Consider the following 12,498-nt stretch of genomic DNA (forward strand, 5'->3'; position numbering starts at 1 on the left):
TTCACCAGCTTTCCCGCGTTGATCGGGCAATCGAGCTGAAATGAGCATTACAACGGAAATGCATCGCGACTTACTGCCAGGCTCTTTTTTTGGTCCCTCCAACCTGGTGGATTTGCTTCAACACCGGGCGATGCACCAGGGGCATGATCGGGCCTATACGTTTTTAGTCGATGGTGAAAACGAAGAGTTACATTTGACCTATCGCGAGTTGGACCGCCAGGCTCGTGCGATAGGGGCCAGATTGCAGGCGGAAGGCTACACGGGAGAGCGGGCGATCCTGTTGTATCCCGCCGGGTTGGATTTTATCGCGGCATTTTTTGGCTGTTTGTATGCGGGGGTGGTGGCTGTTCCAGCCTATCCCCCGCGGCGTAATCGCAATCTCCAGCGTATCCAGGGAATTAGCGTCGATGCCCAGGCCCGCGTAGCCCTGACTAACCAGGAAACCCTGAACCGCACGTTGGATATTTTGGATGAAACGCCCCACCTGCGGCAAATGAAATGGCTGGCCACCGATCAATTGGAACCCAATGGTGAAAAGTCATGGCAAAAGCCCCTCGTTAATGGGCAAAGCCTGGCTTTTTTGCAGTATACCAGCGGCTCGACGGGATCGCCCAAGGGGGTGGTGCTGACGCATTCAAATTTGCTGCATAATTCGGCGTTGATTAGCTATGCCTTTGAACATACCCGCAGCGAGGTGGGGATGTTTTGGCTGCCATGTTATCACGACATGGGCTTGATTGGCGGAATATTGCAACCGCTGTACGCGGGCCAACCGAATGTGTTGATGTCGCCGGTTCATTTCTTGACAAAGCCCTTTCGTTGGTTGCAGGCTATCTCGCGTTATCGGGCCACCATTAGCGGAGGACCGAATTTTGCGTATGACCTCTGCCTCAAAAAAGTCTCGCCGCAGCAGCGGGACACGCTGGATTTAAGTTATTGGCGATTGGCCTTTAATGGCGCCGAACCGGTTCGCGAAAACACGCTGGAGGCCTTTGCCCGGTTTTTTGGGCCTTGTGGTTTTCGGCGGGAGGCGTTTTATCCCTGCTATGGCATGGCCGAGAACACGCTGATCGTCAGCGGTGGATTTCGGGCCAAGCCCCCCGTGGTCCGTTATTATGACACCAAGGGGCTTGAGCGGCATCAAATCATCGAAGCCGCGCAGGATGATCCCCATAGCCGCCCCCTGGTGGGCTGTGGTGGACACCTGCTCGATGAAGAGATTGTCATTGCCAATCCGCAGACCTTGGCCCGCTGCCAGCCGGATGAAGTGGGGGAGGTTTGGGTGGCGGGGCCTAGCGTCGCGCAGGGGTATTGGAATCAACCAGAGTTATCGCGGCAGATCTTTCAAGCGCGACTCAGCGATTCGGGCCGAGGGCCGTATTTGCGCACGGGGGACATGGGATTTTTGCGCGATGGCGAGCTGTTCATTACCGGGCGGCTTAAGGACATGCTGATTTTTAATGGCGTCAATCATTATCCCCAGGATATCGAAGAGACATTGGAAATCTGCCATCCCGATTTAAAGGCGGGGGCTTGCGCCGCTTTTGCCATGGAACGTGACGGCCGGGAAGCGCTGATGATCGTCGTGGAAATCGAACGAGGCAAGCATCGCGGCGTGGAGACATTTCAGCCCTTATACGCCGCCATGCAAAGCGCGATCGCGGTCAAACACGAACTACCCGTCAGCGGAATTATTTTGATCAAGGCGGGGAGCATCCCCAAGACCAGCAGCGGTAAAATTCAACGCCATGCCTGCAAGGGCGCGCTGGTCGAAGGATCGCTGGAAATCATCGATCAATGGTGGTCCGGACAGTCGCACGCTCCACAGAATCGCGACGATGGGCAATTCCGCGCGCTTCCCTCTGAAGCCGGGGATTTGGTGTTGGATGCCTGCGGATTTCAAATGAATGGCCAGCATAGCTTTGGCCAGCAAGCCCCGACCCCCCCGCACGCGCAGAATCATCGGGACGAATCCGCGGGGCGGGACCATTTGGGCATGGCACGGGGTCATTCATCCGCCGCAAAGAGCGGCGCCGCCGCGGCGGCATCCGCCGGCGGGGACTATACCGAAAATGTCGCTAAAATCGTTTTTGAACAAGTTCGCCGCGTCGCCAAGGAACGGGCCGGGGCGTTGACCCTGGATACCAATATCTTGGAATTGGGATTGGATTCCATTGAACGGATGGAAATTGTCTCTTCGTTGGAGGATATCTTTGGCGGACGCTTTCCCGAGGCGGTCCTTACCCAAATGGAAACCTGCGGCGAAGTGGTCCGCGGCATCGAACAATATCTGGGAAAAACACCCCGCCAAAAAGGGGCGGCCGCCGCCGAAATTCCCCCCGAAGCTTACAATTTTGAACTCTACCCCGAATACCTGGCCCTTAAGCAGAACATGGCCAATATCGCCGCCGCCGGGGTGATGAATCCCTATTTTAAACAGCATGAACGGATCACCAACGACACCACGCTGATCAATGGCCGCGAGCTGATCAATTGGTCCAGCTACAATTATTTGGGCATGTCCGGTGATCCCGTCGTGCGGCAGGCCGCCCAAGCCGCCATCGACCAATATGGGACCAGCGTGTCGGCCAGCCGGTTGGTATCGGGTGAAAAACCCCTTCACCGGGAGTTGGAACAATTTATCGCCCGCTTTGTGGGGGTGGAAGACGCGATCGTATATGTGGGGGGGCATTCGACCAACGAGACCACCATTGGCCATTTGCTGGGTCCGGGGGACTTGGTCCTGCATGATTCGCTGGCGCACAACAGCATTATCCAGGGTTGCCTGCTTAGCGGCGCGCGGCGTAGGCCTTTTCCCCATAATGACTGGCAGGCGTTGGCCCGGTTGCTCGCGGATTTGCGGGGGGATTACCGCCGGGTGCTGATTGTGATCGAGGGAGTGTATAGCATGGATGGCGATTACCCGGCCTTGCCCGAGTTTGTCCGCCTCAAGCAACAACACAAATGCTTTTTGATGGTGGATGAGGCCCACTCCGCCGGCACGATGGGCTCACAGGGACGCGGGATCGCACAGCATTTCGGGCTGGATCCACGGGAAATCGATATTTGGATGGGGACCCTCAGCAAGTCCTACGGCAGTTGTGGCGGTTATATCGCGGGATCGCGGGCGTTGGTGGAGTATCTGAAGTACACATCACCGGGATTTGTGTACAGCGTGGGTATTTCGCCGCCGAATGCCGCCGCGGCGCTGGCCGCGATGCGGCTGCTGACCGCCGAACCCCAACGGGTGGCCCGCTTGCATGCCAATGCGCGGCTCTTTTTGCACTTGGCCCAGGCGGCGGGGTTGAATACCGGTTCCAGCCAGGATTCGCCGGTGGTGCCGGTGATCCTGGGCAATTCGTTGCATTGTCTGCGGTTGTCGCAGGCGCTGTTTCAACAAGGGATCAATGTGCAGCCGATCTTGTACCCCGCTGTCGAAGAAAGCGCGGCGCGGCTGCGGTTTTTTATCACGTCGCTGCATAGCGAGGCCCAAATTCGCCGCACCGTGCAGGCGGTGGGTGAGACTTTAGGGCAAATCGATCCCCGCCATCTCCACCAGGCCCCCACCCGCTTGCCCGCCACCCGTGGTCCCCAGGTGGCCGTGGGAGGGAAAGACGCCTAAGTGGACGCCGTGGTACAAAAGTGCCCGGGCAGGCCCGGAAAAAACACTTCTTGTCCGGCTTTGTTTTCAGCGGTGGTTCACTTATGATACCTGTTGGTTAAACTGGACGGTTGTTTGATAATATTTTCCCTCTTTTTTATTGGCGAATGTTCCCGTGTCCGCCGTTACTAGTTCGCATCGCTTGATCCTGCCGGCGGATGCCAATCATCATGGCACGCTGTACGCCGGATCGTTATTGCGGCTGGCATTGGAGTCGGCCTATGCCACCTCCGCCCGGGCCGTGGGGCAGGGGGCTAACTTGCTGTTAAGGCGAGTGCTAAATCTGGAGTGTTATCGCCCGGTCAATGTGGGGGAGATTGTCGAAATCCGGGGCCTCCCCCTGCATATCGCCCGCGCGTATATGGTGGTAGGTCTGATCGGCGCGCCGGGGGCCCACCATAACAGCCCCTGGATGGATGGCCTGATGGGTTTTGTGCAAGTGGACGCCGAGGGTCGACTGTGCGAATTTCCGCAGGAATTATCATTGCCCAAGGCAGGTGCCGAATGGCAGCCGCTGCAAGAGCGCATGCAGCGACTCTTAAAAATTCGTGTACGCAACGGTAAAAAAGTGAGCGGCGAGTGGTGAAAAAAGTTTCCAGGGCGTGCGGGATTGCAGGCACCGCGGGGCTGGTCTGCGCGGTGTTGATGGGCCTAGGTCCGCATTCCGTCGGCAGGGGACAGCCAGAGAAGGCTCCACCATCCTCCGCCAACGCCCCGCCCGCCAATCCGCCGGCCTCCCGCGCGCAGCCAGCCCTGCCCGCCGCGGTGACACCCGCGCAAAACTTGTTTGGCTGGTTGGCGGAGTTGGAGCGACTGTTAGTCACGCGTCCCGCGGGAGTCCGAGGACTGACCGGTGTGGATCTGCCCGCGGTCGTAAAGGTTGCCAACAGCATCGAACAATGGTCGGTGGAGGTGGCCCGCATGGGGACGGCGCAGATTCCCGCGGAGGGCGCGCTCTCTCCCGTTCAGGCGACGGAACTGCTCAAGCAGACGGGATATCTGCTGATTGCCAAACAAAAAGTTGATCGCCAGTTGGCCGGTATGTTGGAGCTGCGCGTCCAATTCGCGGATTGGCCCGTCCCGGACGAGGCGGCCCGGTCCGTTCGGCAGGCAGCCCTGATCACCTGGCTGCAAATCAACACCACGCTAATCGACCTGGCGGGCCGGTTGCGGTATTTGCAACGGGACGCGGTGGAGGGGGCGGCTAACGCCCTGGCCGAACAGCCGGCGGATTACGAACAGTTGCTGGATATTTGCGCGCGGTATGAGTCATCTATCGCGGCGATTGTGCTGGCGGATGCGGTGATTGACCCCGTTCCGCGAGAGGGAGAACAGCTAGCCCCGCTCGATCCCCGGATCAAACTGAAAATATTGCGCATGGCGGCCGCCACCCGGGCGGTCGATCTGTTCCCCACGCTGGTGGAAGTGCTAAAAACCCCGGCGCAGCCTCCCGCCGTCCGCCTGGCCGCGGTCCAGGCGATTCGCGCGGTCGGATTGCCCCAACCTCCCCGGGCTGACGATGAAGAGTATCTGCCGGCCATCACTCCGGCCCAGTGCTACGAACAACTCTCCCGCATTCCCCGTGATCAACTTTCCGCCGCCGAACAGGCCGAATTTGCCGATCTACGCGCCTGGCTGGACCAGCGTATGCGCCGGGGAGTTACCGAACCCGCCTTTCGCTATGGACCGGTCGAGGTCATGCCCGGCGATTGGCTCCTCATGCGCAACCCCTCTCCCTATAATATGCTGACCGAGCTATCGCCGGGGCTGTTCACGCATGTGGGCGTGGTCGCGGAAGAAAAAGACGCGGATGGCCAGCGGCGCATGGTGATCGTGGATCTGCCGGAACGGGGTTCCAGCATTCCCGCGACCAATGTGGATAGTTACCTTTCGCGGACGTTGCATTATTGCTTTTTGCGGCACGAGGATCCCCGCTTGGCGGCTAAAATTGGCAGCGCCGCGGCCGAATGCATCGGCAATCCCAGTTCGTTTGATCTAAATTTTCGCACGGATCGCGTCTATGAACTGCGGGATAAGCCGCTGCGGGGAACCCGGATCCACACGTACTGCGCGGGATTTTTGCTGCTCTGTTCGCAGACCACCGGCCGACCCCGCGAGGAATTTTTTCCCATTAGCGAATCCGGCTCGATCGGCCTGACACAAAAAAACTTTGCCCAGTTGGGCCTGGCGTTTGGCGAGGACTTTATTAGTCCCACGGGCGCGCTGTTGGCTCCGCGCATGCAATGGGTGGGGCAGCGCGAACCGATGTATGATCCCCGGCGCGAGGTGGAAGAAGCGATTTTTGACCACTTTGCCATGCGCTGCCGGACAGTGCCGCTGAATGAATCTCCCGACGCGCTGCAGTCCCTGCGAACCAAATTGGCCCAGGCTTCCACGGGCAATCCCCTGTTAGCGCAGGCCCTGGCCAATACGGCGAACGTGTCCGCGCAGATGGATTTGGTGGCGGCCGCAAAGACCGGAGCCGTGGTGGAAACGCTGGATGAGATCGCCTTTGGCAATAGCCGGGATTATGCCAACGCGCGGCTAGCGATTCTGGAAGGGCCCAATCCCCCGTCGGTGGCGGGGCGCACCCGGGAGCAAGTGGCCGCGCTGGCCGCCGCGCGGACCACGCACGCGGCCCTGGCCGCGCGCTGGGATGCGGAGCAACTCTCTCCACGGGCGTTGCGTTTAGAGTTGGTCGCGTATTACATCGCCCGGGGACAGCGGCAACTGGATGAGCGATTTTTTCAAGAAAAGTGAAGTTTACAGATGCTCTATTCAAAAGATGCTCTGGAATTAAATACTTCTTTAAACAGCTATTTTGCCCGGGTCAAATTCCATTCCCCATCAAAGTAAACTTTGCCCGCCGTGTCCGTGACCCGTACATACCATGTTTGATGATCGGCATCCTGGATCTCTCCCGTGCTAGCGGATGTGAGGCCGTTTGGCAATTTGGCTGCAAATGTGAATTTGCGGGCTTTATCGTCCCAGTCTCCGTAAGACGTGTTGTGATGCCCCGCATCGCTAAACCACCAGCTGCGGTAACGTTTGGACTGGGGATCAAAAGAGAACAGCGATAATCCAGAGAGCTTCTCTGTGGAGATCGTGGTATCCTGCACAAACCACCCATCTAATATCCATTGACGCTGGATTTTTATGGTTGTTTGAATTTCCGCCGGTGTCCATTCCGCTCGCCGCGATACATGCCGGCAATCCCAAATCCCAATCAACTGCTCCAACTGTTTGATTTCGGCTGGAAGCGCAACGGTCGGCTCCGCATTTTTTGTCCAGGCGGCCATTTCGGCTTTACCCCAATCCGCTGTCTGCCGCGTCTTGGTCGCCTGGACCGCAAACTCGGTCTCCCCCCGGTTATTTTTTATCCACATGTCCACTTGGGTGGTATTTGCGTCGGGAAATTCATTTTTTCCGGCGCTGGTCCACCCCGGGGGCACATCCGTGGAAACAAAGTCCAAGCTTTTATTCTGCGCATCCCAAGTACCCCGCCATTGTCCCCCCTGGATTCCCGCATTACTAAACGCCCACAAAGGATACTTTTGGGTTTGTTGATCGTAGGTCGCCAGCCACAAAGTTTTCAGGCCGTTTTGCTGGCGGCGAATGCGTCCCAGTAGAAAGCGATCACCCAGGGTCCATGCGGCTAACTCATGATCGGTGCCTGTGCCACCGTTGGGTGTTGCACGTGAAGGCAACTCTTTGATGTCATTTTTCCAATGACCGGCCAAATGATTCAAGGCCCACAAGGGATCATTTTCCGCTGGTTCGGCGGCTAGCAGCAAAGCGCCATATCCCAACGTCAGAACCCAACAAACAAGAGCGGGAATCCCAATAGAAATTGCGCGCGACATGCTAAAACCCGGATCTCAATAAGTATGTATGAACGGAACTTTAGCTGTAACATACCAAAAAACATGTTAAGAAGAAGTATTGCGTTAGAACAACACGAAATAATTAAATAGCCAGTCTAACGCTGGTAATAACCACCCGTGGATTGGCGGCTCTGAGAGATTGGAAGATGTCCACTGTAATTACCGCGCGAGGCATTCCACAAATCACAAGAAGATTACTGCGCTTTCCAGCGATAAGCGGTTAAGGCCAGCAATTCTCGTACGAAGAGTTGGTCGCCGCTTATGGCCAGGTGAGCCCACGTGTCGGTTTGGCCAACTTTGACCGAGCCTAGCAACTCAAATTCGCGGGGATTAGCCCGCACTAAATAGAGGGTGCCATTGGCACTGAGGCATAAAATTCTATCCCCCTGGGCGATCAAGCTGGAATATTTGCCCATCGGCTGGGAGGTCCAGGTGCGTTCTCCGGTTTGCAAATTGACGCATCCCAGGCGTTCATTTTGCAGATGGATATAGAGGTGGTCGCCAATCACCACGGGCGTTGACATGTATCCCTTGGCATTATTGCTCCAGGTTTCATTGAGGCGCCATTGGTCTGATTCTTTTTCCACGGAAAACAGCCAGGATTTGTTTTGATAACTGCTGGTAAAAATGGTATCGCCGCGCACGACGGGGGTTAAAATGTTCATGCCACGAAAAGCGGGGATTTTTTGCGACCAAAGCACTTTTCCCTGCTCAAGTTCGACGCCGGACAAGTTTTCGCGGCCTTGCACCAGTAATTGTTGCTGACCGGCCAGTGTCGCGATGACCGGCGAGGAAAAAGCGGAACCATACATGCCGCCCCCATCCTCCAGCGTTCGCCAGAGAATTTTTCCGGTTACTTTATCCAGTTTGACGGTGGATGCGCCGGCTTGGACATAGACTGCCTGATCCACGACCAACGGGGACGAGACAAACCCAAAGGCGGGAAGCGGGGACTTTAGCTCTTTGACAAAATCAACGCGCCATTGTTCCTCGCCGTTGGCCGCGTTGAGGCAAACCAGCACATCCCGCATGCCCGCAACATAGACCCGTTCGCCATCATAAGCGGGGGTCGAGCGAATCCAACTGCCATTGGACGCGGCAAAGAAAGGGACGGACATGGCCCCTTCCCATTCCGCCTGCCACCGTTGCTTACCAGTCTGACGGTCCAAAGCCTGCACGACTTCGCGTTTTTTTTCCCGGGTCTCGGTGGTAATCACCACATCATCATAGACAATTGGTCCCGAATAGCTGGACTCCAGGGGGACAGACCACAACTTTTCCAGGGAAGTGTCATTCAAAACAGTGGGCCAAGTAGGTCCCCCAACTTGGCCATCCCGCGTGGGGCCGCGCCACTGTGGCCAATCAGGTGCCGCAGGCTGGCCTACCACGGCCGCAGCTTGGTTTTCTTCCGCAATGACGCACCGTGGCCCGTGTAAATTAAATAGTCCGGCGCAGATTAGCAGAAAAAGGGAGGCAAATTCTGGCCGCAAGAAGGTAAAGAAATGCATGTAAGTCAGATACTTTCGCGGGCAAAGATGAATTCTGGCCGGGGAACAGTCGGACGCCATCATTAGTAAATCATACTAAGCGGAACAATGCTAGAGTAAGAGCGCTTATTGCCAACACGCCTCCTTGGCCAATTTGCCACGCCATTGTAAGGGCATGGGCTTTGACAACGATTCGATTTCGGATGAGTCGTAGGGCGCTAGCCACGGTTGGAGCGGTAAAAATCGTGGGCTGCCCCCAGCGGCAGATTTGCCTAACTCGCATCTTTAACTTTGATACAGCACGAGGGTAATTTTTTGAAGAAGTGCCGACATCAGTGCAATGAGGATAGATTGTCCATAATTAAGCCGAGTACGGTATATACCAATTTATCCCTAGCAAATGCGGTTTAACCATTGATGCCAATAAAATTACATTGGTCCGACTGCGATGCTCCGCGAAATACTGGCCGCGCACACAGCAACTCACCAAATTCAGGCCGTAAATGGTCCTAAGCGTCATTTTTCAGTCTGCGGATCATTGGCATTCCCTTTCCAAATTACCGATATTTTACGCTTTTGCTGATAGCAATCGCGTAGTTACAGACTTATCTGACTTTGACAGGGAATGCCCGATTCCTGCGATTGCTGCTGAAAATAATCTAAAATATCCCCGGTTAGCCGCACCGTGACGGATTTCTTAAGCCGGCTAGCGAAAGGATTCTTGCGGGATTTGAGTTTTGATAAATCGTATTCGGCTTTCATGGACGACTCTCTACATAGTGGGTAGTTTCAGATTTTGTTGCCCGACGGGCGGAAATAATTCGAATAGTGTCTCCACTATCGCGTTCGCAATGACAGATCAACAACAAGTTAGCTAGACTACCCATACCTAGCAATAAAAAGCGATCTTCCTTAATCGAATGCTCTTCGTCATAAAATTGAATCGCGAATTCATCAAAAAAAACAGATTTAGCCTCTTCAAAGGAAACACCGTGCTTTCAAAATGGCCGCTGCTTTTTCAGGATTCCATTCAAATTTAATCATATAAACGAATTACGTTGATTGAGTCTCCACAAAAAGTGCCCCCCCTCTAATCCATCTTCCGCACCACGCCTACCAGTACGCCTAGGATCTTAGCCTCTTTCACATAAATCGCCCGCATGCTGCTATTGGCGGGTTGCAGCCGGATGCGATTATGCTCTGGATACCAGTACTTGAGCGTCGCCTCGCCATCCTCGGTCTGGGCGACGACAATCTGCCCTGGGCTGGCGTCCTTTTGCTTGCGCATGACCACGTAATCGCCATCGGCAATCTGGGCGTCAATCATGGAATCGCCGGAGACGTGCAGGACAAACATGTTCTTTTTGTTAAACATCGCCTCAAAATCGACTTTTTCCTCTTGCTCAACCGCCTCATGCAGAACGCCCGCAGCCACCCGACCCCGCAAAGGAAGACCCCGCTCTTCTTCAAAGCCGCCGGTAATTTGAATGGCCCGTGACATGTTTGGCTCGCGGGTGATGAGGCCCTTTTTCTCGAGCGCCTTGAGATGGCACATAACGCCATTAGGACTGGCGATGCCAAATTCCTCGCCAATTTCGCGCACGGTTGGACCATAGCCCCGCCCCCGGATTTTCTCCAGGATAAATTCATAAACGGCTTTTTGACGTTTGGTCATTTCGGAAGTGGCCATGGTGGAAACCTGAATTCAGATTGTGGAAAGAATGTTGCCCCATGAGGGATTATAATATACGTCCGTTCATAAACAAGTGCATCTGTACAGTATTTTGCCAATTTTGCGATTTTTTGCAAGATTTTAGCTCCGATTTTTGGTACTCACATGGATTAATCCTTAGTATGTAGCTGTGAGTTTGCTGCTGCGGCTATCCGCAGGCGTTCAGTTCCTTAATTTTCTTGCTTTTTCGGCTACAGGGGTGAGTTCCCGCGTGGTCATTACCGCCAAAACGCGTAGGCACAGTGGCAGATAGCCAGTCCGTGGGTTAACATCATTGTTTATGGGAATTTTGCATTTCCCAATTTACCCGCCTCGATTGTTCCCGCCTGTTGACTTATCACGGCCGCGTTTTTTCGCTTGCCAGTTAGGCCGGTGGTAAAGTTGTTGTGCTTTGTCCTGGAATGAGTCTCTATGTTGCTAGCGTTTTCCACAAAGTTTTTGTCGCGGCCCTGTCCGGGAGCTAGCCTGTGGGTCGGCTTTTTTTTGATCGTATCAAGCTCCGCCGGACCTTCCCTGGCGCAGGAATGGACCAGGTTTCGGGGACCTAATGGCACGGGACAAGGCCAAGCGGATAACTTGCCTCATCACTGGCAAGAAACGGATATTTTGTGGAAGCAAGAAATCCCTGGTAAAGGGCACGCTTCGCCGGTGTTGTGGGGCAATATCGTATTTATGGTCAGTGCCGACCATGACCAAGGGACTCGTACCATCCATGCGCTGGATGCCACCACGGGCAAGTTCCTCTGGTCCAAAGAATATCCCGCCGCATCACACCGCATCCATGCCCAGAATAGCTTTGCCAGTAGCACGCCCACCTGCGACGCCGAGAAAGTCTACGTGGCCTGGGCGACGCCCGAGGAATACACGGTGGTCGCTCTCACCCATAGTGGTGAGCAAGCCTGGAAATTTAGCCAAGGGGGATATTCCAGTCGGCATGGATTTGGCAGTTCGCCCATTTTGTACCAGGATTTGTTGATTACGACCAATGACCAGGATGGCCCCAGTTCGGTCCTGGCATTGGATATTGCCAATGGTAAACCGCGCTGGACCGTCCAGCGGCAAGTGCACCAAGAACAAAACGCCAGTTATGCGACGCCTATCCTATTTCAGCCGGGAGGGGACAAAGCCGCGGCGACGGAATTGATTATTAATAGTTGGGGACATGGTGTCAGCAGTCTGAATCCGGCGAATGGCCAAACAAATTGGGAGTTTCGCGCGTTCGAGCGCCGTCCGGTTGGCTCGCCGATCGTGGTGGATGGCCTGATCCTGGGGAATTGCGGCGAGGGTGGCGGCGATAACGCCGTGGCCGCCGTCCGTCCCCCGCGCGATGGCAAGCCAGCGGAATTGGCGTTTTCCCTGGATCGTTCTTCCGCCCCGTATGTGCCGTCGCTGATCGCGCGGGACAATCTGGTGTTTTTGTGGGGAGATAAAGGAATCGTTATTTGTATCCGCGTGGTCAACGGTAAATATGAACTACTCTGGCGCGAACGCGTCGGCGGAAATTTTTCCGGCTCTCCCGTCTTAGTCGGGGATCGACTGTTTTGTGTCTCGGCCGATGGCGAGGTCGTCGTTCTGGCCGCGACCGAAAAGCCGCAAGTGCTAGCCCGCAATCAACTAGGCGAGGTCTGTCGTTCCACCCCCGCCGTGGCCAATGGGCGGATGTATATTCGTACCGAAAGCCACTTGTTCTGTATCGGGCGATAAATCTTGGCGTCGAAATATTTAGAAGACTCA

General features: G+C 55.5%; 8 protein-coding genes. 4 read left to right on the forward strand and 4 right to left on the reverse strand.

Translation table 11 applies throughout. The annotated features are described in order from the left end of the window. Positions 1-40: 40 nt before the first annotated feature. The 3 genes from SFX18_00930 to SFX18_00940 all read left to right on the forward strand — a co-directional run bounded on the left by SFX18_00930 (position 41) and on the right by SFX18_00940 (position 6,421). Positions 41-3,622 (forward strand): aminotransferase class I/II-fold pyridoxal phosphate-dependent enzyme, encoded by a 3,582-nt coding sequence (locus SFX18_00930; protein ID MDX1961682.1) that lies wholly within the window; start codon positions 41-43, stop codon positions 3,620-3,622. 154 nt (positions 3,623-3,776) lie between these two features. Then, a complete protein-coding gene (locus SFX18_00935) occupies positions 3,777-4,247 on the forward strand; it encodes a hypothetical protein (protein MDX1961683.1) in 471 nt (156 codons plus the stop codon). Next, positions 4,244-6,421, forward strand: a complete 2,178-nt coding sequence (locus tag SFX18_00940; GenBank protein ID MDX1961684.1) for a hypothetical protein — start codon at positions 4,244-4,246, stop codon at positions 6,419-6,421. Before SFX18_00935 ends, SFX18_00940 begins: the two co-directional genes overlap by 4 nt. Before the next feature lie 56 nt (positions 6,422-6,477). Here the strand turns inward: SFX18_00940 and SFX18_00945 are convergent, their stop codons facing one another. The 4 genes from SFX18_00945 to lexA form a co-directional block, all read right to left on the reverse strand. Further along, positions 6,478-7,524, reverse strand: coding sequence for a DUF1579 family protein (locus SFX18_00945; GenBank protein MDX1961685.1), 1,047 nt, complete (start codon positions 7,522-7,524; stop codon positions 6,478-6,480). A 215-nt stretch (positions 7,525-7,739) separates the two neighbouring features. Then, complete coding sequence (locus SFX18_00950; protein MDX1961686.1) at positions 7,740-8,843, reverse strand: PQQ-binding-like beta-propeller repeat protein; 1,104 nt, start codon at positions 8,841-8,843, stop codon at positions 7,740-7,742. A 786-nt stretch (positions 8,844-9,629) separates the two neighbouring features. Next, the gene (locus tag SFX18_00955) at positions 9,630-9,794 is read right to left on the reverse strand and encodes a hypothetical protein (GenBank protein MDX1961687.1); all 165 of its coding nucleotides are present in this window, start codon (positions 9,792-9,794) and stop codon (positions 9,630-9,632) included. A gap of 328 nt (positions 9,795-10,122) precedes the next feature. Then, positions 10,123-10,722, reverse strand: coding sequence for a transcriptional repressor LexA (lexA, locus tag SFX18_00960; GenBank protein ID MDX1961688.1), 600 nt, complete (start codon positions 10,720-10,722; stop codon positions 10,123-10,125). A gap of 453 nt (positions 10,723-11,175) precedes the next feature. Between lexA and SFX18_00965 the strand changes: the two genes are divergently transcribed. Next, the gene (locus tag SFX18_00965) at positions 11,176-12,468 is read left to right on the forward strand and encodes a PQQ-binding-like beta-propeller repeat protein (protein MDX1961689.1); all 1,293 of its coding nucleotides are present in this window, start codon (positions 11,176-11,178) and stop codon (positions 12,466-12,468) included. The last annotated feature ends 30 nt before the right edge of the window (positions 12,469-12,498 follow it).

This window comes from Pirellulales bacterium, from assembly GCA_033762255.1.
Classification (GTDB): Bacteria; Planctomycetota; Planctomycetia; order Pirellulales; family JALHPA01; genus JANRLT01.